Origin of the sequence: Corynebacterium provencense (assembly GCA_900049755.1) — a bacterium.
GTDB lineage: Bacteria > Actinomycetota > Actinomycetes > Mycobacteriales > Mycobacteriaceae > Corynebacterium > Corynebacterium neomassiliense.
The window spans coordinates 1-19,176 of sequence record LT160593.1 but is presented as its reverse complement, the minus strand read 5'-3'; the positions used below and the strand labels follow the sequence as shown (position 1 = coordinate 19,176).

At 61.9% G+C, this 19,176-nt stretch carries 20 protein-coding genes and 3 rRNA genes; 15 read left to right on the top strand and 8 right to left on the bottom strand.

What is annotated here, in order from left to right:
* Positions 1–61 precede the first annotated feature (61 nt).
* Both BN3906_RS06590 and BN3906_RS06585 read right to left on the bottom strand, forming a co-directional pair.
* Complete coding sequence (locus BN3906_RS06590) at positions 62–1,195, bottom strand: tyrosine-type recombinase/integrase (protein WP_066586330.1); 1,134 nt, start codon at positions 1,193–1,195, stop codon at positions 62–64.
* Positions 1,182–1,676, bottom strand: a complete 495-nt coding sequence (locus BN3906_RS06585) for a helix-turn-helix domain-containing protein (RefSeq protein WP_066586327.1) — start codon at positions 1,674–1,676, stop codon at positions 1,182–1,184. The genes BN3906_RS06590 and BN3906_RS06585 overlap by 14 nt, the downstream gene beginning before the upstream one ends.
* Before the next feature lie 130 nt (positions 1,677–1,806).
* Between BN3906_RS06585 and BN3906_RS06580 the strand changes: the two genes are divergently transcribed.
* The 14 genes from BN3906_RS06580 to BN3906_RS06515 all read left to right on the top strand — a co-directional run bounded on the left by BN3906_RS06580 (position 1,807) and on the right by BN3906_RS06515 (position 9,601).
* Positions 1,807–2,016, top strand: coding sequence for a helix-turn-helix transcriptional regulator (locus BN3906_RS06580; protein WP_066586324.1), 210 nt, complete (start codon positions 1,807–1,809; stop codon positions 2,014–2,016).
* A 94-nt stretch (positions 2,017–2,110) separates the two neighbouring features.
* Positions 2,111–2,524 (top strand): hypothetical protein, encoded by a 414-nt coding sequence (locus tag BN3906_RS06575; RefSeq protein WP_066586321.1) that lies wholly within the window; start codon positions 2,111–2,113, stop codon positions 2,522–2,524.
* A gap of 3 nt (positions 2,525–2,527) precedes the next feature.
* A complete protein-coding gene (locus tag BN3906_RS06570; protein ID WP_066586318.1) occupies positions 2,528–3,025 on the top strand; it encodes a hypothetical protein in 498 nt (165 codons plus the stop codon).
* A gap of 94 nt (positions 3,026–3,119) precedes the next feature.
* The gene (locus BN3906_RS06565; RefSeq protein WP_066586315.1) at positions 3,120–3,356 is read left to right on the top strand and encodes a hypothetical protein; all 237 of its coding nucleotides are present in this window, start codon (positions 3,120–3,122) and stop codon (positions 3,354–3,356) included.
* 102 nt (positions 3,357–3,458) lie between these two features.
* Complete coding sequence (locus BN3906_RS06560; RefSeq protein ID WP_078057237.1) at positions 3,459–5,009, top strand: AAA family ATPase; 1,551 nt, start codon at positions 3,459–3,461, stop codon at positions 5,007–5,009.
* Complete coding sequence (locus BN3906_RS06555) at positions 5,006–5,227, top strand: hypothetical protein (RefSeq protein ID WP_066586309.1); 222 nt, start codon at positions 5,006–5,008, stop codon at positions 5,225–5,227. The genes BN3906_RS06560 and BN3906_RS06555 overlap by 4 nt, the downstream gene beginning before the upstream one ends.
* On the top strand, positions 5,220–5,435 hold the full coding sequence (locus BN3906_RS06550; RefSeq protein ID WP_066586306.1) for a hypothetical protein: 216 nt from the start codon (positions 5,220–5,222) through the stop codon (positions 5,433–5,435). Before BN3906_RS06555 ends, BN3906_RS06550 begins: the two co-directional genes overlap by 8 nt.
* Complete coding sequence (locus BN3906_RS06545; RefSeq protein WP_066586305.1) at positions 5,432–5,782, top strand: helix-turn-helix domain-containing protein; 351 nt, start codon at positions 5,432–5,434, stop codon at positions 5,780–5,782. The genes BN3906_RS06550 and BN3906_RS06545 overlap by 4 nt, the downstream gene beginning before the upstream one ends.
* A gap of 52 nt (positions 5,783–5,834) precedes the next feature.
* Positions 5,835–6,062, top strand: coding sequence for a hypothetical protein (locus BN3906_RS06540; protein ID WP_066586304.1), 228 nt, complete (start codon positions 5,835–5,837; stop codon positions 6,060–6,062).
* Positions 6,063–6,065: 3 nt separating this feature from the next.
* Positions 6,066–6,953 carry a major capsid protein gene (locus tag BN3906_RS06535; RefSeq protein ID WP_066586303.1) on the top strand — a complete coding sequence of 296 codons (888 nt, stop codon included), beginning with the start codon at positions 6,066–6,068 and terminating at the stop codon, positions 6,951–6,953.
* Positions 6,954–6,972: 19 nt separating this feature from the next.
* Positions 6,973–7,350, top strand: coding sequence for a capsid cement protein (locus BN3906_RS14810; RefSeq protein ID WP_066586300.1), 378 nt, complete (start codon positions 6,973–6,975; stop codon positions 7,348–7,350).
* Between the two features lie 13 nt (positions 7,351–7,363).
* The gene (locus BN3906_RS06525) at positions 7,364–8,446 is read left to right on the top strand and encodes a head maturation protease, ClpP-related (protein ID WP_066586297.1); all 1,083 of its coding nucleotides are present in this window, start codon (positions 7,364–7,366) and stop codon (positions 8,444–8,446) included.
* Between the two features lie 311 nt (positions 8,447–8,757).
* A complete protein-coding gene (locus tag BN3906_RS06520) occupies positions 8,758–9,087 on the top strand; it encodes a hypothetical protein (RefSeq protein ID WP_147592855.1) in 330 nt (109 codons plus the stop codon).
* Positions 9,088–9,148: 61 nt separating this feature from the next.
* Complete coding sequence (locus tag BN3906_RS06515; protein WP_147592853.1) at positions 9,149–9,601, top strand: hypothetical protein; 453 nt, start codon at positions 9,149–9,151, stop codon at positions 9,599–9,601.
* Between the two features lie 123 nt (positions 9,602–9,724).
* Here the strand turns inward: BN3906_RS06515 and BN3906_RS06510 are convergent, their stop codons facing one another.
* The 3 genes from BN3906_RS06510 to BN3906_RS06500 all read right to left on the bottom strand — a co-directional run bounded on the left by BN3906_RS06510 (position 9,725) and on the right by BN3906_RS06500 (position 12,120).
* Positions 9,725–10,045 carry a hypothetical protein gene (locus BN3906_RS06510; protein ID WP_066586289.1) on the bottom strand — a complete coding sequence of 107 codons (321 nt, stop codon included), beginning with the start codon at positions 10,043–10,045 and terminating at the stop codon, positions 9,725–9,727.
* A 365-nt stretch (positions 10,046–10,410) separates the two neighbouring features.
* Positions 10,411–11,109, bottom strand: a complete 699-nt coding sequence (locus BN3906_RS06505; protein WP_066586286.1) for a TetR/AcrR family transcriptional regulator — start codon at positions 11,107–11,109, stop codon at positions 10,411–10,413.
* Positions 11,110–11,208: 99 nt separating this feature from the next.
* Positions 11,209–12,120: a universal stress protein gene (locus tag BN3906_RS06500; protein WP_066589338.1), complete on the bottom strand. Its 912-nt coding sequence runs from the start codon at positions 12,118–12,120 to the stop codon at positions 11,209–11,211.
* Positions 12,121–12,566: 446 nt separating this feature from the next.
* Here BN3906_RS06500 and BN3906_RS06495 point away from each other — a divergent pair, with 446 nt between their 5' ends.
* The gene (locus BN3906_RS06495) at positions 12,567–13,565 is read left to right on the top strand and encodes a pseudouridine synthase (RefSeq protein ID WP_066586284.1); all 999 of its coding nucleotides are present in this window, start codon (positions 12,567–12,569) and stop codon (positions 13,563–13,565) included.
* Positions 13,566–13,737: 172 nt separating this feature from the next.
* Here BN3906_RS06495 and rrf read toward each other — a convergent pair.
* From rrf to BN3906_RS06480, 3 genes are all read right to left on the bottom strand, one after another.
* Positions 13,738–13,854, bottom strand: a 5S ribosomal RNA gene (gene rrf, locus BN3906_RS06490).
* 128 nt (positions 13,855–13,982) lie between these two features.
* Positions 13,983–17,057, bottom strand: a 23S ribosomal RNA gene (locus BN3906_RS06485).
* 325 nt (positions 17,058–17,382) lie between these two features.
* Positions 17,383–18,901 (bottom strand): 16S ribosomal RNA (locus BN3906_RS06480).
* The 16S, 23S and 5S rRNA genes sit together here, the layout of an rRNA operon.
* Positions 18,902–19,176: the final 275 nt, after the last annotated feature.

Sequence of the window (19,176 nt, the reverse complement as noted above, 5' to 3'; positions counted from 1 at the left end):
ACCCTTTTCACAGCCCCGCGTGATGATGAATCACAATGTTCCCTCCGACTGTTTCCGACGACTATTCTGCCATTTCTGTGCCATTCCCGAGGATCTTCCCGAGCACCGCGGTGGCGTCCGGGACCATGCCAGAACGGTCCACGTAGTGTCCCTCCGTCGTCGCCGCCTGCAAGTGCCCGAGTTGTAGTGTCGCTGTCTCGACGGACACCTCCCCCGCCAACCACGTAGCCACAGAACGGCGGAAGGTATGGAACGTCACCCATGACACATCCGGCTCAACGGGCCCGAACACCTGCCCACGATCCGCCCAAACCTTCCGCGCCCACCGGAGCCACTGCTGTGGTTGCTGTCGCCGTACCGGTTCCGCCGACCCATGGGTGAACACGTACGGATCCCAGCCGAACGTGCGTGACCGCTGCCGTTCCAGTGCCGCCACCGTCGACGGTGGGAGCATGACCGTGCGCCGCCGACCCCCACCCTTCACGTCCGTGATCGTCGCCCGGTCCCCGTCCACGTCCTCCCACCGCAGAACACACACGTCCGAGATCCGGGCCCCCGTGCCCGCCAACACTTCGATGAGCTCCGGGAGCTGCACGCCGAAACTCCGCCCCTGGTCGGCGTAGTGGCGGACCATGCGCCGCACGGTCACCAGTTCCACCGGGGTCAATGCCCTGGCGGTGAAGTCTGACGCCGGTGCCGGTGATGTGTCGGTCACGGGGTTGTGGTCGACCACGCCCATGCGTACGGCGTACTTGAACGCGTTGGACAGCAGGGTTCGTGAGGCTTGCCACCGGGAGCGGGTGAGGCTGCGGAAGAAACGTTCGAGTTTCGGTGTGGTGACCTCGACGAGGCGTAGGGAACCGATAGCGGGTGTGATGTGCACGCGGGCGGTGGAACGGTACTGGTCGATGGAGGACGCTGCACCGTCGTACTGGTTCAGCCACACGTCAATGAGCTGGTTCACGGTACTCGACCCTTTCAGCAGATCGGTGTCTTCCGTGCCGGTGGCGTCGACGGCCGCGGCCTTCACTCGCCGTTTCGCTTCCGCTTCACTCTTCCCGGTGCGTCGAATGCGCTTGCCCTTCCCGGACGGGAGTCGGACGGTCACGTTCGCCAGCCACTTCCCCGAGTCGAGTTGCGTGGTGCCGATCTCCCCGAACGTACCGACCGGGGTCGTCGGTCTACCGCGGGTCATCATCGTCCCCTTGGTGTGCGCGGCGATTCCTGGCCCACCGGCGGTGAGTTTCTAGCAAGTGCTCCACTTCCGGACCGTCCTCGACTGCCCACGTGGGAAGACTGCGAAGAAGGGCGGTCAGGTCTACCCGGTCTTCTGCCGAAACACTCCCGCCGTCACGGATCCACCGCCATAGTTCCCTGGCAGTCACTTCCTGCCCGCCGGGGCCAGTGACTACTTCAGCGGGATCTTCCGTGTCCGGTTGTAGAAGGTATGCAGGCGACACCCCGAGGACGTAAGCGATTGCAGTGAGGTCATCAACGCTTACGGCTCGTTCATCATTCTCGATCCGCCGGAGCCCGAGCGGCGGAATCGGGTTCCCGATCTCGCCAAGCTTCCGCGACAGTTCCGCGAATGTGAGGTTCTGGTCGTCCCTGAGCCTGCTGATGTTGGACCGGACGGCGTGGCCCGTCGGCCCGGTCAATGTCTTCTTACCTGCCATGCAGACGACCGTACCCGATCAAGGATGCAGGTACATCGCACAACTTGACACTACCTGGAATCACTGTAAGATCGAGCGCAGTCAGGATCAAACATGAAGATCCTGCGATCACTCTGAAAGGATAGAGAGCATGGTTGAACTCAACGCGCTCGCTGTTTCCCTGCCGGATGCCGGCAAAGCCCTGGGCATCGGCCAGTCCAGTGCTTACGCCGCCGCGAAGAACGGCACCTTCCCCGTCCCAGTCATCCGGATCGGAGGACGCTACACCGTCCCCACTGCTCCACTCCGGAAGCTTCTGGGGCTCCCGCCACTCACCGAACAGTCCCCGGAAGTTGCCTGATGATGGGCTTCCCGCTCGACGAGACCTTTTACCAGCCACACCCCAAACCAGCACCGAAGCCCAAGCCCCAGACCGAAGACCAGGAGACCACCGAATGAGCGCCCCAAGCTACGAAACGATCCGCGCCGCACGCGCCGCAAGACTCGCCACCGACCCCTTCGACCCCCACAAGCACTCCCTGATGTCCCACACCCCCGACGGCCTGCCGGGAGGATTCCTCACCCTCCCCGACCTCGGGGAAGCTCAGATGCTCGCCATGCGCGAAGGCATGGACCTGCTCTGCCGACTCCACGACGACGATCTCGTCGAAGAGTGGATCGGAGACATCCTCACCCTCGCCCAGGATCCAGAGACCGTGGGACTGCTGATGGTCAACGTCATCCGCGGAATCGCTCCCGTCCTCGCCGCCCGCATGGGCACCGATACCCACGAGCACGCCAGGGAGCTCTACCGTGACTTCGCTTTCGATGCGTGGATGAAGAACTTCAACGAGGAAGAGGCTGCCTGAACTATGACACCCAACGAAAAAGCCCCGGTCAGTGCTACCAACACCGGCCAGGGAACCGAGAACCTTGCAGGGAATCTCGCTGAACAGTCTAGCCGCCCCGAAGTCACCGTGTGGAATAAGTACGCCACTGACGGAATCGTCCCCGCCCCGGACGTGGTTGAACAGACCTGGGGTGCTGACCTCGCAGGCATGCCCGACTGGGCCGAAGAAGTGACGAACAACGGCTGGGCAGTGTCCCGCCTGGTGGATGTTCCAGCTGAGATCCACGACGGTCTGACCAGTGACCGCCGTACTCTCCCCGCACAGGTCAACGTCGGTGTCCTGCAGCACGCCGCGGACAAGTACCCACGAGTACGGATGATCCTTACCCGTACCGTCCGGGAGGGCAAATCCCGGCCTCGTCATGAGCGGTTGGCGAAGATCAGTTTGCACCCCTGGGAGGTGCAGCCGCTGATCGATGCGTTGAAGGCTGCCCAGGCGCTGACCGAGGAGCAGTGGTGAGCGTGGTCGAGATCCTGATTCTCACCGTCGCCATGTTTGGGCCGCTGGCCCTGTTTCCTGTCGTCGCGATGATCTCCGACAGAGCGGAGCGACGATGAGGACGCGGATACCGTTGCCGGACTTCGACGCCGAGGACCTGCCATCCGCTGCCCGCCTGTCGATCGCCCGGGGACGTGCCCGACAAGAGCGAAAAAACCAGGTGCAGCGCGACCGCCGTGAACAGCAGCTCGACGTGCTGAGGGGTGCTTGGACCGCGGGACGGTCACTGGGTGATCCCGCGGCCTGGCGCAGGTACGTCGAAGCGAAGGCAGCTGGCCTCACCGCCTCCTGACCCACGAACACTGCCGCTGGCCGAGAGGCGTACCGGCACGTTCCGTCACCAAAGGGCCCGCCCACCCGAAACCCCACTGCACTACGGAAAGCGAACATCACCATGTCACACGATCAACGGCGTCGATCCACCGCCGTGGAGAATCGCGCCGCCGAACTCATGGCCAACCAGGGCCTGCCATGGCAGACAGCACTAGCCCAGGCTGAGGCCGAGCACCCGGAGACCACGACCACCACCGGTGACGTTCCCCGCCGGGCCGTAGCCTTCACCCGCGCCTCCGATGTCCGCACACGGGCCGTGGACTGGCTCCTGGACTGTTGGGTCCCCCGCGGTTCTGTCACCCTCCTGGGAGGCCGTGAGGGGATCGGCAAGTCCACGATCGCGGTGGACTGGGCAGCCCAGGCCACCCGCGGGAATCTCACCGGCACTCCGATGAACGTCGCCTACGTCGTCACGGAGGATTCCATCGAGGACACCGTCGTTCCCCGACTTCAGGCAGCCGGCGCTGACCTCGCCCGGGTGATGTTCCTCACCGCCACGGTCCCTGACCCCGACGACCCTGCCACCACCTACGAGTCCTCCCTCGACCTGCCCGGGGACTACCCGATCCTCCAACGCTTCATCCGGGACCAGGGGATCGGCCTCGTTGTCCTCGACGCAGCGAAGTCGGTCATGTCGAGCAAGCTGAAGGGCAACGACGATCTGGACATCCGCCGGTTTCTGGAGCCTATGCACCGGGTCGCCCATGACACCGGCTGTACGTTCGTCTGTCTCGTGCACTTCTCCGCGAAGAAGGGCAGTGCGGACACCGGGAACCTGATCATGGGTTCATCGGCGTGGCAGCAGGTCGCCCGCTCCGTCGTCGCCGTCGCCGAAGACAAGGAAAACGGCACGGTCAAGGTCTGGAACTCGAAGGCGAATCTGGCTTCCCGCATCCGCACGATGGAGGCGCAGATCGTCTCCGCCGAGGTTGTCACCGACGACGGCCGGCGAACTGATAAGGGTCGTATCAACTGGATCGGTGAGTGCGACGAGGACGGTTCCGCCCTTCTCGTCCCGGACGCCGAGCGGGGTGAGTCGGACAATCGGACTGATGCCGAGGTCTGGTTGGAGGACTATCTGAAGGGGTGTGAGCGACCGAAGAAGGACGTAATCGCCGACGCTCAGAAGGCAGGCCTGACGGTCACCCGGACGCTGGAACGCGCCTTCAAGAAGTTGGGAGGGGTGGCCGAGCATAAGGGGTTCCCGCGGGTCGCGCACTGGTCTCTCCCCGGTCGGGACACGAGTGTCGCAACAGCCCCCGTGCCGTTGAGGGGTGTCCCAACTGTCGCAACTGGGGCTGACCAGGGGAAACGCGATGTCGCAACTGGGGGAAAATCATCAGTTGAGACACGCTCAACGGCTGTCGCAACAGGAGGGGTGCGGCACCATCTCGCCGCAGTTCCCGACCTCACCGCACCATCCGATGCTGACATTCTCGACAGCCTCGACACCGAGTACGGACTGTCCCCGGAAACCGTCGCAGGGTCCGTTCCCGGCCTCACCCGGGACGCTGCCCTAGCCCGTCTGCGAGCCCTCGCCACCGCCGGACTCGTCACCGTCGACGCCCGCGGCCGTTACATCCGCACCACCACAACAGGAGCATCATCATGACCTTGTCCACCGACCCCGTGTTCACCGTTCCCGCCCACGGCCCAGGAGAAAAATGGACCCGCGTCCCGCTGAGCGTCACCCCCGTCCCCACGGCACGAGCCACCCGCCGGGTCGTGAAAGTCACTGTCGGTGACTTCGTTCTCGAGCTGCGCAAAGGACACGCCGTCAGACTCGCTGACGCCCTGGTCGACGCCTACGAGGAGACCGGAAATGCCTGACAATCGTGCCGACGACATCCGGACGCTCTGGCAGATCTACCGGTCCATCCACCCCAGGCACGCCCGACCGGATCTGAAAACACAGACCAAACGGGCACGGGCATCACTGCTCACAGCCGTAGTCGAGCTCGAAGCCCTCATCGAAGCGCAGGCCTACACCCCTGACGGGGTGCTCGACCTCGACCACCTCACCCGGGAGGCACCGTGAAACACATCACCGGCATTGTCCTGACCACCACCGAGGCCGACCTGCTCGTCACAGCCACCCTGCAGGCCCAGGCACTCGCCGCCCGACACGGTGCCCGCCTCAACCCCGATGTCCTCGCCCTCGCAGCCCAGATCCGTTCCGCACCCGGAACATCGGAACCCACCGACCAACCCACCCCTGACACTGAATACGAGCAGGTCAGTTCAGCTACCGCGGCGAAAATCCTCGGATGCACACCCCGCTACGTCACACAGTTGGCCTCACGGGGACGACTCCCCGGGGTGAAAAACGCCGGAGTGTGGTGGTTCAGCCGGGATGATGTCGAAACCTACCGTGACTGGCACTGACCCGACCGGCTCGACTTTGATCACCGCTACCTTTTGAACGGAGAACACTCTGATGAAACTCATCGGACTGACCGTCCCGGATCTGATGGGCCACATGCCCACCGATCACGGTCTCGCCCACGCCCTGCCGGACACCGGCACCGGCTACACCCTCGCCACCCCGGAAGCCCTCGGCATCCACGTGGCCGACGCCCCGATCTTCACTAGCCCGGAGATCCTCGCCGCCTACGTCCGCGGCTTCATCGACCACCAGGTCCTCACCGACGACAAGGAGAACTGACCCATGACCTTCTACCCCGGAAGCGCCGGTGTCACCGGCAATCTCCTCACCGTCGACATGGCACTGCGCAACCCGACCCACATTGAGCAGCGGGTCGCGGACATCGCCGAGCGTGACCTCCTCGTCGACAGCGTGTTCACCGAAGGCGGCCCCGTTGAAGGCGGCGCGGTGATCTACTCCGAAATCGACGAGAAGGACCTCTACACCGACACTGATGTCGCTGACCGTGCACCCGGTGACGAGTACATCATCGTCAACAGCACCGACCGTGAACCCCGGGTCGCCCGGGTCCAGGACTTCGGCGGCAAGTTCGCTATCACCGACGAGGCCCGCGACCGCAACGACACTGTCGAACTCGACAATGCGACGACCCGCCTGGCGAACACCATCACCCGGAAGGTTAACCAGAGGGTCATCGCCACCCTCACCGCCGCGATCTCCAAGGCCAACGTCTACTCACGGACCAGTGGGTGGGACAAGGTCATCCTCGACGGGGTACCCGACACGATCACCGCCCCGGCACTGCGCCCCTCCGCGGATCTGGCAACCCTGACCGCTGCCGCGGAGAAGCTCGACATCGGTATCGAATACACGCGCCTGCTCGTCAGCCCCGACGGTCACCGTGACCTGCGCATCGCCTACGGCACCGGCCTGAAAGCCATGCTCGACGACTTCGGTATCGACCTGCTCGTCTCCAACTCCGTGCCCGCCGACCGGGCATTCCTCGTCGACCCGAAACAGCTCGGCTTCGTGCGCTACGAACGTCCCCTCACCGTCACCACCTGGCGTGACGAGGCGACCCGCACCACCTGGGTGCAGGGCTACTGCCTGCCGACGATGGGCATCACCCTGCCCGCCGCCCTCGGTGTCGTCATCGGCACGAACCTCTAACCCCGGAAAGGAACCAGCAATGCATTACACGAACCAGGCGAAAGACCTGTTCAACCCCGGTACCGACCTGACCGCCGCAGCCAGTGCACCAGTAGCCGGCAAGACGTTCGTCACGATCTCCGGTGCCCCCACGCGCGGCCTTTTCCAGGTCGCCACCGCCACCCCCGGTACCACTGCCCTCGGTGTCGCCAAGTACGACGCGGCCACCGGTGATCTAGTCGGCATCGCCCGCGGCCACCGGATCATCACCGTCACCGCCGGTGAAGCACTGCCCGCCGGCACCACCGTGCAGGTCGGTACCAACGGCCAGGCTGTCGCACTCACCGACGGCACACCGGTGGGCATCACCGTGGACACCGCCGCCGCGGGCACCGACTGCTACATCGCCCTGCGATAGGAGACGATCAACCGTGGACATCAACCTCAGCGGGGACATCAGCCCCACCGGGTGCGGTGCCAACTGGCTTCGAAGCCAGCTCCCCGCCCCCGACGAGCCGGTGACCCTGCGGGTCAACTCCGGTGGTGGTGACGTCTACGAGGCCATCACCATGGTCAACATCCTGCGCGCACACCCCGGCCCGGTCACCGCCATCGTCGAAGGCCTCGCCGCCTCCGCCGCGTCGTATCTCATCGCCGGCGCGGCCGAGAAAGTGACCATGCGCCCCGGCGCCGAGATCATGGTGCACCGCCCATGGACCGCACTCGAAGGCGACGGGCCCGCACTGGTGAAAGCCGCCGGAGACCTTGAACGCCTCGGCACCACCCTGGCCCGCACCTACGCGACCAAAGCCGGCGGCACTGAAGCCCAGTGGAACGAGTACATGGCCGAGGAGACATGGTTCAGTGCCGACGAGGCTGTCGCCTCCGGCCTGGCCGACGACGTCCTCGACGCCCGCCCCGCCGCACAGGTAGCCCGCACCCCGATCATGGCGCACTACAAGTACCGATCCCGTGCACAAGCACCAACACCCGATCTGAAGGAGAACCCCGTGGGACCCGACACGACCACACCCGAGCACACCACCGCACCAGCTTTCACCGACGAACAGTGGACGAAGTTCTGCCAACTGCTCGACCTTGAACCCGACAGCACCATCGACCAGGCCCTCGACCTGCTCGCCGCCACCGTCGACAAGCTCAGCACCGATGACCCGGCCACCGACACCAGTGGCACCCCACTGGCACGCTCCCGCCGTGTCCTGCTCGACCGCACGACCTACGCCGAACTGATCTCCGCGTCCCGCGAAGGCATCCAGATCCGCGCCGAGCGTGAAGCCAAAGCCCGTGAAGACGAAGTCGACCGGTGGATCCAGGAAAACCGTATCGGCCACGCCACCCGTGCCCGCGCTGTCGCCATGGCCCACCGGGACATGCAGGCCGCCCGCGACCTGTTCGGTGCGATCCCCGCCGGCACCGTCCACCGGGAAGAGATCGGCCACGCCCAGTCCATCGACGCTCACGCCAAGGGAGACAACCCGACCTGGGTCCGATGACCCCCGGGACCACACCCCGCCCCGCCACTGACCACCCCGGCCGGTGACGGGGCATCGTCATGCGGTACGGGACACCCCACCCCCCCGGAAATCCTGGAGGCATGCCCTCCTGACCCCGCCGCTTCTGGTGCAGTCAGGATTTTTTTACACGGGGTACAAAACCTACGGTCACCTGTGGTGATGCGGGCCCCGGATCCCAACAACCGGGGGTGTGTGTTCCACTGCCGGCGACGGGTGAGCATCCCGTCCTCGTCTCCCGGAGTGCGGGTGGTGAGAGATCAACAGGGGACTTGGATCCCGGAAGGTAGGTGGTGGCTGTGAGCAGCACCGAGGATCTGATCGAGGCTCGACGCTGGATCTCCGACTGCATGCGCGGGAGGGTGTGCGTCCCGTGGTCGCCGGTGCGGGTGAGCGTGGACCGGCTGGATGAGTACCTGCGACGGGTGGGGGCTCCGGTCATCGCCCGTATTGGTGAGGTGGTCGGGGTGGTCCTCGACGTGCGAAGTGGGGAGGGTGGTTTCGTTGTGGTGGAGATGGCGATCCCGGCCGCCGGAGTTGGTGGTGAGGATCGGTGCCTGAGCTGGTTCGACGGGGCGCGTCAGTGCAGCGATGTGGAGGTGATCTGTCGCTGGGCGGGATAGGGCGACGTGTGTAGTCGAGCCGGTCATCCGTACTGAGGATGCCGGCCACTACGCTGTGCTCATGGAACTGAACTGGGTAGAGGTTAGCGCGGACCCGTCTGTTGAGCCGTGTGAGTATTTCGCTGAGGTGGAGGGCTACCAATTCCCCGGCATATGGCGGTTGTACAGCGTGTCCAACGATGAGTCGTACTGGCTCTTCACCGACCGTGACGGCAAGGAGGTTGCACGGCTTGAGCTCGATGAGGCTCCGACGCTCTCACATGCAGGTTACGACCCCGGGGTCCCCGATAGTCACACTGTTCAGATCGTGTTTCTCGACGTCAGGTCTAGTTTTCGAGGTCATGGTGTGGGCCGATGGGTGGCTCACTGGGTTGACTCGCACTACCCTGACCGCCGAGTTGTGGCACTGGCCAAAGAGGAGGCCGAAGGGTTTTGGAGGGCGATTGGCTGGGAGGAGAGCCTTTTGCAGGATGATCCGCGCAAGGCCCCGATGTTCGCCTCCCCGATGGCGTGATACTCGCTGGCCCTCTGGAGGTCCTCCCCACGGGCACCCGGACGTAGTTCGACCCCGGTGGGAGCGTGGGGGGAGATGCTCAACCACCGGGGTCTAACCTCGGATCACGCAGAGACTCCGCGATCAGGCGACTGCGAGGTCGCCGCTATTGACCGGGTTTACGGACTCTAGCTCCTTGCGGGTCACCCAGTCCGGAGTGGCACAATGCGCCGCGTGGAGGGCAGTTCGAAGGCTGGATACTGCCGAGATCAGAGCACCGAAGCTACTGTCGTCTTCCACGGTGACATGCCACGTTGCACGAAGCGCGTCTAGGTCAGCGCCGTAGTCGAGCTCAAGGTCAATCTTATCTGCTTCATCCAGCACTCGGTCCAGGAACTCATCGAAGGGTTCACTTCCCTTGGCGGGTCGAGCAAATGTCTGTGAAATCTCGAACGAGTAGATCATGATTCCTCCTTCCAACAGGTTTCCCTGCGAAGCCATCCACGTGTGTTCCGCAGGTAGTTAGGGTCTGACGGTGTCAGGTGGATGGTTCTCATGTGAGTGCCGCACGGGCACTTCATCTTGTAGTACTTTTTGCGCTTCGAAACTTCCCATCCTTGAGCCTCGGCTTGCTTGAGGAGTGCTTCGAACTCCTTCTTGGGGTGGGTCGGTCTTCGGGGCACACACCTGAGCTTACGCACTCGGACGCCGGTTATCCGTATCGGTTGAGTAACGATCTACACCATACAGGGGGTGGTTTATTAATCTGCCATAATGTTGCCAAACAAGGGCACTCTAGGCACTGTTTTGCAGGTCAGGGGCTTATCCTGTCAGATGGTGTACATCATTGGTGCTGTGTAGAGCAGCTGTTTCGCGAGTTCCCGGGCGGTCTCCAACGGGGACACCGTCCTGCTCATCTTCGATCCCGCGATTCCCCCGTCCAGAAAGACTATGAGCTGGTCCGCCAGTGTCCGGGACGCGTACCCGAACTTTTCGGTGAGCAGGTCCGCCATGGTGTCTCGACACCACCTGCGGTGTTCGAGGGCGGCCTGGCGGATGCGGTGCTCACTGTCCGTGTCCGGCCGCGGATACTCACTGGCGGCGTTCTGGAAATGTGACCCCCGGAAGTTCTCCTTGGGTTCGTCGGCGATGGCCATGTCGAAGAAGGCGAGGATCCGGTCCTCGGGTTTGGGTCGGTCGGCGCACATCTCCTCCCACCGTCGACGCCAGTCCTTGTCCAGTTCCTCGATACAGGCGACCACCAGGTTGTCCTTGGAGCCGAACAGGGAGTAGAGGCTGGCTTTGGCGACGTCGGCGTCCCTCAGGATCCGGTCAATACCGATCACCCGGATTCCCTCCGTGGTGAACAGCCGCGTCGCACTTTCCAGCAGACGCTGCCGGGGGCCGGGCCGGCTGCGTCGCTTGGACCCCCCGGTACTCCTGGACCTGGGCTCCTGCCCCGACGCCTGCTTTCCCGCGGTCCTGGTGGATGACTTCCGGGTCGACGTGCCCGAAACGGCGTCTGTCATCTCATCTCTCCTGGGTCGGCAAGCATGGTCGGAATCCACATGGGACCCCTGCGTGACCTCACTATTCTACATTACGGGACATGACGCCCCCACACGGTGTCAGCGCGCGGTCGGACGGACGACCATCATCGGGCAGGGCGAGTACTGGAGGAGTGCCCGCGAGGTGGATCCGAGCAGCATGCCCTTGAAGCCGCCGCGCCCGTGGGAGCCGAGGACGAGCAGCTGGGCGTCCTCCGCAGCCTCCTTGAGAACCTGGATCGGACGGTCCCTGGAGATGACTTCCTCGACCTTCACGTCGGGGTAGCGCTCACGGAAAGCTGCGAGCTCCTTGTCGAGGAGCTCCCGCTCCTGGGCGGCCACGGCATCGATCTGACTCTGCATGGCGCTCAGACCGACCAGACTGGTCTGCAGCTCCTGGTCCGCCCAGCTGTGGACGGCGCGCAGGGTGGCCTTGCGTGCGTCAGCTTCCCGGAACGCGTACTCCATAGCCTTGCGGGAAATTTCCGAACCGTCGACACCGACGACCACGGGTCCGTACTTGTTCTCCTCGGTGACATTGTTGTCTTTACGTACCACGACCACTGGGCAGGACGCATGGGAGACGACAGCCGAGGACACCGAACCGAGTACCAGGCCGGAGAGTCCACCGAGGCCACGAGAGCCCATGACGATGATGTCCGCGGTCTCCGACAGTTCGAGGAGCATGTCGATCGGTGTTCCCTCCACCACGATGTGGCTGACCGCTAGATCGGGGTTGAAAGCCAGGACCTGCTCACGGGCGGCGTCAATCTTCTCGAGCGCCTCCTTCTCCAGCTCGTCGTAGAGCTCCTGCGGCGGCACCATGCCGTCGGCGTACATGAACTGCGGCATGGTGTACGCGGTCACGAGCTTCAGAGGTGCACTGCGCTTGGTCGCTGCGTTGGCTGCCCAGGCGACGGCCGTGGCGCTGGCCTCCGAGCCGTCAACTGCGACGACGATCGCATTGTCAGCGATGATCTTGGTGTCCGACATCTGGTCCATCCTTCTCTCTTGGGGGTGAGTCCCTGAGGGGCGACTCCCGGGTCCGATCCCTTCCACCCCCCATTATCCCCCTTGAAACGTCCGAACGGCATCGAAGTACACCCCCGAAATGGGTACCTGTCAACCGCTGTACTGTGACCACCGTGTTGACCAGTACTTTTGCAGAGTAAAAAAGGTCCGCTGCCCCGCCCCGACGCCCGTCTCTTCTCCTGCACCGCAACCGCCGCCGGTTCACCCGGCGTCGCAATTACCGCCGGTTCTCGCGGCGGCGCAGATCAGGGACGGCACACGTCCGTGAGAGAATCAGATCCACCAGCCCGCAGCCGCCCGGGCAGCCGGAGCGCTTCACAACGGTCCGGGACGAACGGAAGAAGGAGAACACCCTGCAGAACCCACCACTTCCGGTTGTAGACGGTCTCAATCCTTCGAGGGTCAGGGTGGCCACTGCCACGACCGCCGTCGCAGCGGTACGCCATCTCATCGTCACGCAGCGGCGGCGTGCACCCGGCGATGACGAGGACGCCCTCTTCGAACGGTTCCGACGTCGAGAGGTCCGGCTCGACGACGGAACGGTTCTCCAGCCCACCGATGTCGTCCCTGGTGGGAAGTTCATCTGGTTCTACCGGCTACCGGCACCGGAGAGAGCGGTTCCGGGAACACTCCGTCTGTTGTACAGGGACGAGCACATCCTCGTCGCCGACAAGCCGCCGTTCATGTCCACCCTGCCCCGCGGGCAGCACATCACCCAGACTGCGGTGGTCCGGGCCCGTCGCCAGTTCGGCATCGACGACCTCTCCCCGGTGCACCGTCTCGACAGGCTGACGAGGGGTGTCCTTCTATTCACGGTCCACCGCGGCGCCCGGGCTGCATACCAGCAGCTGTTCGAGAGGAGGATGGTGTCGAAAACCTATGAGGCTGTGACTCCGGTGCCCACCGGTTGGCAGGGCACCGACTTCTCGTTGCCGGGAGGTAGTCTGACAGTCCCCGCAGGAGCACTGCACTTCGCCAGTCCGGAGCAGGTGCTGGATGTTCCCGGAGAGGAGCATCCCTGGGAGCTCAGTCATCTCCTGGTCAAGGAGCGGGGGCGTCTGGCCACATACATTCAACCGGGGACGCCGAACTCTCTCACCAGGGTCACCGGGGTGCGGTTCAGCTCATCGGGTGACCGGCTCGTGTGGACGCTGAAACCCGCAACGGGCAAGACCCATCAGCTGCGGGTCAATATGCGGTTGTTTGACGCTCCTATCGTCAACGACCCCATCTACTCGGTGGTCTCCGATGACGCGCTCTACAATCCGGACGCTGAGCTCCCATACGTTCCCTCCGTGGACGAGGAGGACTTCGACCGGCCGATGGGGCTGACTGCCCGGGAACTGGCCTTCACCGATCCCTACACCGGCGAATCCAGACGGTTCATCTCCTCCTACGGGAACTGATCAACGGATCTCCGTGATGTTTCCACCCCGGTGGGGTGGATTGTCGGGTGAATTGTGGGTGAACACCACACGCAAAAAAAAGAGAGTGCGCAGGCACAGGAACCGACCAACCATCCACACAGGACAGTCAACCAGACCCCGCACCCACACACCCTCAACAACAAAAGAATGATGCCGGCAGTGACCTACTCTCCCACACCCTCCCAGGTGCAGTACCATCGGCGCAGGCAGGCTTAGCTTCCGGGTTCGGAAAGGGACCGGGCGTGACCCCACCGCTGAAACCACCGACAAACACAACGAAACAACACACGCCACACACCCCCCACAACACCAGGGGGCCGGGCACACGGTGCCGTTCCAGACACTGCACAGTGGACGCAAAAACCCTCACAACAACACAATACACGCACACAATCAGAAGTGAAGCACTCGGCCAATTAGTACCGGTCACCTCCAGCGCTCACACACTGTCCAGATCCGGCCTATCAACCCCGTCGTCTACAGGGAACCTCACACGAAACCTCATCTCGAAACAGGCTTCCCGCTTAGATGCTTTCAGCGGTTATCCCTCCCATACGTAGCCAACCAGCCATGCCACGGGCGTGACAACTGGCCCACCAGAGGTATGTCCAACCCGGTCCTCTCGTACTAGGGTCAGCCTTTCTCAAGTTTCAACGCGCGCGGCGGATAGAGACCGAACTGTCTCACGACGTTCTAAACCCAGCTCGCGTGCCGCTTTAATGGGCGAACAGCCCAACCCTTGGGACCAACTCCAGCCCCAGGATGCGACGAGCCGACATCGAGGTGCCAAACCATCCCGTCGATATGGACTCTTGGGGAAGATCAGCCTGTTATCCCCGGGGTACCTTTTATCCGTTGAGCGACACCGCTTCCACAAGCCGGTGCCGGATCACTAGTCCCGACTTTCGTCCCTGCTCGACCTGTCAGTCTCACAGTCAAGCTCCCTTGTGCACTTACACTCAACACCTGATTGCCAACCAGGCTGAGGGAACCTTTGGGCGCCTCCGTTACACTTTGGGAGGCAACCGCCCCAGTTAAACTACCCACCAGGCACTGTCCCTAACCCAGATCATGGGCCGAGGTTCAGACATCCAATACGATCAGAGTGGTATTTCAACAACGACTCCACAACCACTGGCGTGGCCACTTCACAGTCTCCCACCTATCCTACACAAACCGAACCGAACACCAATACCAAGCTATAGTGAAGGTCCCGGGGTCTTTTCGTCCTGCCGCGCGTAACGAGCATCTTTACTCGTACTGCAATTTCGCCGGGCCTGTGGTTGAGACAGCAGGGAAGTCGTTACGCCATTCGTGCAGGTCGGAACTTACCCGACAAGGAATTTCGCTACCTTAGGATGGTTATAGTTACCACCGCCGTTTACTGGGGCTTAAATTCTCCGCTTCGGACAAAAGCCCTAACAGGTCCTCTTAACCTTCCAGCACCGGGCAGGCGTCAGTCCGTATACATCGACTTACCGTCTTCGCACGGACCTGTGTTTTTAGTAAACAGTCGCTTCCCTCTATTCTCTGCGACCCACACCAGCTCCAGAACGCTAGGTCCTGCCACCAGCACGGGCCCCCCTTCTCCCGAAGTTACGGGGGCATTTTGCCGAGTTCCTTAACCACAGTTCACCCGATCGCCTTAGTATTCTCTACCTGACCACCTGTGTCGGTTTGGGGTACGGGCCGTACATGCACTCGCTAGAGGCTTTTCTCGACAGCATAGGATCACCGACATCCCCGCAAACGGGTACGCATCACGCCTCACCCACACAAGCCCCGGATTTACCTGGGACTCGGGCCACACGCTTACACCACAATCCACTAAGTGGCTCGGCTACCTTCCTGCGTCACCCCATCACTTGACTACTACCGGCTCAGGTCCCACGCATCCACCACCACACCACGCCAAAGACGTGACCTGACAGCTTCAGGGCAGTTAGTATCACCGATTCACCATGATCGCACACACACGGGTACGGGAATATCAACCCGTTATCCATCGACTACGCCTGTCGGCCTCGCCTTAGGCCCCGACTCACCCTGGGAAGATCAACTTGACCCAGGAACCCTTGGTCATCCGGCGGATGAGTTTCCCACTCATCATTCGCTACTCATGCCTGCATTCTCACTCGCATAGCCTCCAGCACTGGGTCACCCCGCACCTTCACCGGCCACACGACGCTCCCCTACCAACCCCACACACACGTGCAGAGTTCCGCGGCTTCGGCGGTGTACTTGAGCCCCACTACATTGTCGGCGCAGGACCACTCGACCAGTGAGCTATTACGCACTCTTTCAAGGATGGCTGCTTCTAAGCCAACCTCCTGGCTGTCTTCGCGATCCCACATCCTTTTCCACTTAGTACACCCTTAGGGGCCTTAGCCGGCGATCTGGGCTGTTTCCCTCTCGACCACGAAGCTTATCCCCCGCAGTCTCACTGCCGCGCTCTCACTTACCGGCATTCGGAGTTTGGCTGATGTCGCTAAGATGATAGTCCCGCTAAACCAACCAGTAGCTCTACCTCCGGCAAGAAACACACGACGCTGCACCTAAATGCATTTCGGGGAGAACCAGCTATCACGGAGTTTGATTGGCCTTTCACCCCTACCCACAACTCATCCCCTCAGTTTTCAACCTAAGTGGGTTCGCGCCTCCACGACGTCTTACCGTCGCTTCACACTGGCCATGGGTAGATCACCCCGCTTCGGGTCCAGGACACGCCACTACAACACACTCGTTAGTATTCGCTTTCGCTACGACTACCCCACACGGGTTAACCTCGCGACGTGCCGCTGACTCGCAGGCTCATTCTTCAAAAGGCACGCCATCACCCCGAAAGGCTCTGACGGATTGTAGGCGCACGGTTTCAGGTACTATTTCACTCCCCTCCCGGGGTACTTTTCACCATTCCCTCACGGTACTATCCGCTATCGGTCACAACGGGTATTCAGGCTTACCGGGTGGTCCCGGCAGATTCACAGCAGATTCCACGAGCCCGCTGCTACTCGGGGACACTCGCAACCCGACCACACATGCTTTCACGTACCGGACTCTCACCGTCTACGGCAGGCCATTCCAAACCACTTCCGCTAGCACACGCAACCCGGGCGACCAGCTGTCAGACCAGTCACACAAGACCCCACAACCCCAGCACACGCAACCCCTGACAGGTATCACACGCACACCGGTTTAGCCACCATCCGCTTTCGCTCGCCACTACTCACGGAATCACTATTGTTTTCTTCTCCTACGGGTACTGAGATGTTTCACTTCCCCGCGTAACCTCCACACCGGCTATACATTCACCGGCAGGTGACCGCACACAACCACGGCCGGGTTTCCCCATTCGGACACCCTCGGATCAACGCTCAGTTGACAACTCCCCGAGGCATATCGCAGTCTCCCACGTCCTTCATCGGCCCACTGTACCAAGGCATCCACCGTACGCCCTTCACACACTTCACACACAACTGCGCCGCACAAAACGACACACGCAAAATTGCATCAAAAGAAGATACTCGCGTCCACTATACAGTTCTCAAACAACACCAGGCACCCCACACACCACCCGCAGCACAACACCACGACCAGCACACAAGACACCCGCACCAAGAACACACGACAACGTCGCTGTCCCAGACACCCAACACCATGACAAACCAAACCCGGCCACCACCAACGGCAACCCACAAGCCACACACGACACACACCGGACAATCATCCACCCGGAAAAAACACTCACACGCACCCGACAACCGGACACGCGGAAACAAACCAAAAAACTCCTTAGAAAGGAGGTGATCCAGCCGCACCTTCCGGTACGGCTACCTTGTTACGACTTCGTCCCAATCGCCGATCCCACCTTCGACGGCTCCCTAACGAGTTTGGGCCACCGGCTTCGGGTGTTACCAACTTTCATGACGTGACGGGCGGTGTGTACAAGGCCCGGGAACGTATTCACCGCAGCGTTGCTGATCTGCGATTACTAGCGACTCCGACTTCATGGAGTCGAGTTGCAGACTCCAATCCGAACTGAGACCGGCTTTAAGGGATTAGCTCCACCTCACGGCATCGCAACCCACTGTACCGACCATTGTAGCATGTGTGAAGCCCTGGACATAAGGGGCATGATGATTTGACGTCATCCCCACCTTCCTCCGAGTTAACCCCGGCAGTCTCTCGCGAGTCCCCACCATAACGTGCTGGCAACACAAGACAAGGGTTGCGCTCGTTGCGGGACTTAACCCAACATCTCACGACACGAGCTGACGACAACCATGCACCACCTGTACACCGGCCACAAGGGAAACCACATCTCTGCGGCGATCCGGCGTATGTCAAGCCCAGGTAAGGTTCTTCGCGTTGCATCGAATTAATCCACATGCTCCGCCGCTTGTGCGGGCCCCCGTCAATTCCTTTGAGTTTTAGCCTTGCGGCCGTACTCCCCAGGCGGGGCGCTTAATGCGTTAGCTACGGCACAGAAGTCGTGGAAGACCCCCACACCTAGCGCCCACCGTTTACGGCATGGACTACCAGGGTATCTAATCCTGTTCGCTACCCATGCTTTCGCTCCTCAGCGTCAGTTACTGCCCAGAGACCTGCCTTCGCCATCGGTGTTCCTCCTGATATCTGCGCATTTCACCGCTACACCAGGAATTCCAGTCTCCCCTACAGCACTCAAGTTATGCCCGTATCGCCTGCACGCCCGGAGTTAAGCCCCGGAATTTCACAGACGACGCGACAAACCACCTACGAGCTCTTTACGCCCAGTAATTCCGGACAACGCTCGCACCCTACGTATTACCGCGGCTGCTGGCACGTAGTTAGCCGGTGCTTCTTCTACCACTACCGTCACCCGAAAGCTTCGTCATGGTTGAAAGGAGTTTACAACCCGAAGGCCGTCATCCCCCACGCGGCGTCGCTGCATCAGGCTTGCGCCCATTGTGCAATATTCCCCACTGCTGCCTCCCGTAGGAGTCTGGGCCGTGTCTCAGTCCCAATGTGGCCGTCCACCCTCTCAGGCCGGCTACCCGTCGACGCCTTGGTAGGCCATTACCCCACCAACAAGCTGATAGGCCGCGAGCTCATCCCACACCGAAAAAACTTTCCACCACCGACACTAAACGATGGTCCTATCCGGTATTAGACCCAGTTTCCCAGGCTTATCCCGAAGTGCAGGGCAGATCACCCACGTGTTACTCACCCGTTCGCCACTCGAGTACCCTGCAAGCAGGGCCTTTCCGTTCGACTTGCATGTGTTAAGCACGCCGCCAGCGTTCGTCCTGAGCCAGGATCAAACTCTCCATAAAAGCAACAAACCCTACAAAGAGCCGTCACCGGCACAACAAAAAACTGAACTGCTGACATCCGGCACAAAAACCGGACATCCACGCACAACCCCGGTCGGGGGACCGGGACCGCACGCAGGTCACAAAAACCAACAGACAGAAAACAAAAGATCCATATTTAACAAGCAGTCACCCACTTGCCGGGACCATCCGAACCGTCTGCATCATCTGCGACTTGTAAAAACTTGGTTCATCACACTATTGAGTTCTCAAACAACAACCGCACACCACGAACC

Bases quoted from the DNA above. Each gene is read 5' to 3' on its own strand.
- BN3906_RS06590 (WP_066586330.1), bottom strand. From the start codon at position 1,195: ATGACCCGCGGTAGACCGACGACCCCGGTCGGTACGTTCGGGGAGATC.
- BN3906_RS06585 (WP_066586327.1), bottom strand. From the start codon at position 1,676: ATGGCAGGTAAGAAGACATTGACCGGGCCGACGGGCCACGCCGTCCGG.
- BN3906_RS06580 (WP_066586324.1), top strand. From the start codon at position 1,807: ATGGTTGAACTCAACGCGCTCGCTGTTTCCCTGCCGGATGCCGGCAAA.
- BN3906_RS06575 (WP_066586321.1), top strand. From the start codon at position 2,111: ATGAGCGCCCCAAGCTACGAAACGATCCGCGCCGCACGCGCCGCAAGA.
- BN3906_RS06570 (WP_066586318.1), top strand. From the start codon at position 2,528: ATGACACCCAACGAAAAAGCCCCGGTCAGTGCTACCAACACCGGCCAG.
- BN3906_RS06565 (WP_066586315.1), top strand. From the start codon at position 3,120: ATGAGGACGCGGATACCGTTGCCGGACTTCGACGCCGAGGACCTGCCA.
- BN3906_RS06560 (WP_078057237.1), top strand. From the start codon at position 3,459: ATGTCACACGATCAACGGCGTCGATCCACCGCCGTGGAGAATCGCGCC.
- BN3906_RS06555 (WP_066586309.1), top strand. From the start codon at position 5,006: ATGACCTTGTCCACCGACCCCGTGTTCACCGTTCCCGCCCACGGCCCA.
- BN3906_RS06550 (WP_066586306.1), top strand. From the start codon at position 5,220: ATGCCTGACAATCGTGCCGACGACATCCGGACGCTCTGGCAGATCTAC.
- BN3906_RS06540 (WP_066586304.1), top strand. From the start codon at position 5,835: ATGAAACTCATCGGACTGACCGTCCCGGATCTGATGGGCCACATGCCC.
- BN3906_RS06535 (WP_066586303.1), top strand. From the start codon at position 6,066: ATGACCTTCTACCCCGGAAGCGCCGGTGTCACCGGCAATCTCCTCACC.
- BN3906_RS14810 (WP_066586300.1), top strand. From the start codon at position 6,973: ATGCATTACACGAACCAGGCGAAAGACCTGTTCAACCCCGGTACCGAC.
- BN3906_RS06515 (WP_147592853.1), top strand. From the start codon at position 9,149: ATGGAACTGAACTGGGTAGAGGTTAGCGCGGACCCGTCTGTTGAGCCG.
- BN3906_RS06510 (WP_066586289.1), bottom strand. From the start codon at position 10,045: ATGATCTACTCGTTCGAGATTTCACAGACATTTGCTCGACCCGCCAAG.
- BN3906_RS06505 (WP_066586286.1), bottom strand. From the start codon at position 11,109: ATGACAGACGCCGTTTCGGGCACGTCGACCCGGAAGTCATCCACCAGG.
- BN3906_RS06500 (WP_066589338.1), bottom strand. From the start codon at position 12,120: ATGTCGGACACCAAGATCATCGCTGACAATGCGATCGTCGTCGCAGTT.